General features: G+C 76.4%; 3 protein-coding genes. All 3 read right to left on the bottom strand.

Translation table 11 applies throughout. From position 1 onward, the window contains the following. Positions 1 to 195: 195 nt before the first annotated feature. Positions 196 to 1,893, bottom strand: a complete 1,698-nt coding sequence (locus AB0K09_RS32565; protein WP_366068999.1) for an ABC transporter ATP-binding protein — start codon at positions 1,891 to 1,893, stop codon at positions 196 to 198. A 104-nt stretch (positions 1,894 to 1,997) separates the two neighbouring features. Then, positions 1,998 to 2,120 carry a SapB/AmfS family lanthipeptide gene (locus AB0K09_RS32560; protein ID WP_366068998.1) on the bottom strand — a complete coding sequence of 41 codons (123 nt, stop codon included), beginning with the start codon at positions 2,118 to 2,120 and terminating at the stop codon, positions 1,998 to 2,000. 50 nt (positions 2,121 to 2,170) lie between these two features. Next, a partial coding sequence (locus AB0K09_RS32555) for a hypothetical protein (protein WP_366068996.1) occupies positions 2,171 to 2,356 on the bottom strand: 186 nt, incomplete at its 5' end.

The raw sequence follows: 2,356 nt of genomic DNA, 5'->3' as shown, positions 1-2,356 counted from the left end.
GGGGCGGAACGGGTGGGCACAACCGGACCACCGGGCCGCACCAATCGAACCCACCGGGCCGCGCCTTGAGCAGGTGCACACCGTGGGTGGTTGTGCCCACCCGTCCCGCCCTGCGGGACGACTGCCCACAACCGCGTTGGCGCGGGGCGGCCGTGCGGGGGCGGGGTCCGTGGTTCCCTGCGGGACCGTGTGGGGTCACTCATCGAACACCGCCCGGTACTCCGCGTCGTTCCACAAGTGCGCGTGCGGCGCGATCGCTCGGATTCGGCCGTTTTCGAGCCAGGCCACCGTGTCCGCGCGGGACGCCGTCGTGGGGCGGTGTGCGATGAGGAGGCGGGTGCCCGGCGTGACGGCGGTCGTCAGCGCCGTGCCGATGCGGAGTTCCGTGGGGGCGTCGAGGCTGGACGTCGCGTCGTCGAGGATGACCACGCGGCCCGCGTGGGCGAACGCGCGGGCGAGGCCGAGGCGTTGGGTCTCGCCGCCCGACAGCGGCGCGGCGGCGCACGGCGTGGCGTAGCCGTCGGGGAGGCGGCGGATGAAGTCGTCCGCGCAGGCGGCCCGTGCGGCGGCGCGGACCGTGCCGGGGGCGGCGGTGGTCAGGCCGTAGGCGATCGTGCCGCCGACGGTGCCGCCGAGCAGGGCGGGGCGGGCGAAGGCGTAGGTGACGCCCTGGCGGAGGGCGGCGTGGCCGAGTTCGGGCAGGGGGACGCCGTCGAGTTCGACGGTGCCGGTGTCGGGGTCGGCGAGCCGGCCGGCCAGGGCGGCCAGGAGGGACTTGCCGGAGCCGGCGCGGCCGACGAGGGCGAGGGTCGTGCCGCCCGGCACGTGCAGGTCGATGCCGTGCAGGACGCGCCGGCCGTCTCGCGAGGCGGTGACGCCGCGCAGCCGCAGGGTGCCGTCGCCGCCGGTGGGCAGGGGGCGCGTGCCGTGGGCGGGCGTCGGCGCGCCGAGGACCTCGGCCAGGCGGTCGGCGGCGGTGCGGGCGTGGACGAGGGCGTTGACGTGCCCGACGAGCATGCCGACGCCGGCCGCGAGGACGGCGTAGCGGGAGGCGGCCAGCAGGTCGCCGACGCTGAGGCCGCCCTGGGCGAGGCGCAGTCCGGCGACGGCGAGGACGGCGATCTGCAGGAGCGGCACGACGGTGGCGGCCTGGGCGGTGGAGCGGCCCTGGACGTGCCACATGCGGTGGCCCTGGCGGGAGAGTTCGGGCAGGGGCGCGAGGATGCGGGCGGCCTCCCGGTCGGCGGTGCCGGCCGCGGCGATCGTCCTGGCGCCGTCGAGGGCCTCGACGAGGCGGCCGGCGAGGTCGCCCTGGAGCCGCTGGTAGCCGGTGAGGCAGTCGGTGGAGGCGCGGGTGAAGGCGCGCAGCAGCAGGGCGAGGACGGGGGCGCCGGCGAGGAAGGTGACGGCGAGCCAGGGGTCGATGAGGCCGAGCGCGACGATGGCGCCGAGCGGTCCGGCGACGGAGGCGACGGTCGCGGCAAGGGTGGCGGGGGCGGTGCCGACGTGAGCGGCGTTGCCGACGAGCCGGGTGACGAGGTCGCCGGGGGTGAAGCGGGCGGTGGCCCGGGGGCCGGCGGCGAGGACGTGCCGCAGCAGCCGGTGGCGCAGCCAGGCGGTGGTGCGGGCGCCGGTGGTACCGGTGAGCAGGTCGTCCAGGGCGTCGAGGACGGCGGGGGCGCACAGCAGCAGGGCGCACCACAGGACCCAGCGGCCGGCTTCGGGGCCGCGCCGGGCGAGCAGCAGGTCGAGGGTGTGGCCGAGGGCGGCGGGCAGCAGCAGGGCCGCGCCGGTGCTCGCGACGGTGAGCAGGGCGAGGGAGAGGGTGCGGGCGGCGCTGTGCCGGGTGGCGTCGGAGACGATCCGGTCACCGCGCAGGGCGTGGGCGGCCATGGGGCGAAGGGCTCCGTGGGGTGGATGCGGCGAGCGGGCCCTCCCGGTGCATGAGAGGGCCCGCCCGGAGCGGTTACCGGATACCGGCTACCTCTGACCTGATGTCACAGGCACAGGAGGACACTGGCAGCGCTGACACAGGAGAGCAGGCTCGCGGTGCTCGCGCCGCCGCCACCGCCGCCGTGCAGCTCGTCGGACTCCATGTTCTGCAGGTCGAGAAGCGCCATGGTTCTTCCTTTCAATGGGGACAGTTTGTGGAACTGGTGGAACGGTTGTGTCACGACTCCACAGCACTGTGGAGCCGGCTCTGGGGCGCCCCGGGGGGCGGCAGGAAGGGCAGCTGTGCGGGGCGCTCGCCGGCGGGGCGGGGCCGCGCGGAGGCGAGCGCGAGCAGACAGCCGGCCGTTCCGGTGGCGAGGTCCATGGACAGCCGCATCATCTGGTGGCCCGGGAAGGCGAGTTC

It is taken from the genome of Streptomyces sp. NPDC049577, from assembly GCF_040675635.1.
Taxonomy (GTDB): domain Bacteria; phylum Actinomycetota; class Actinomycetes; order Streptomycetales; family Streptomycetaceae; genus Streptomyces.
Note: the sequence above shows the minus strand (reverse complement) of the source record. Positions and strands in the feature narration are given on the sequence as shown.

What these genes read in the sequence shown, in the direction of transcription:
- AB0K09_RS32565 (WP_366068999.1), bottom strand. Translation starts at nt 1,893, where the DNA reads ATGGCCGCCCACGCCCTGCGCGGTGACCGGATCGTCTCCGACGCCACC.
- AB0K09_RS32560 (WP_366068998.1), bottom strand. Translation starts at nt 2,120, where the DNA reads ATGGCGCTTCTCGACCTGCAGAACATGGAGTCCGACGAGCTGCACGGC.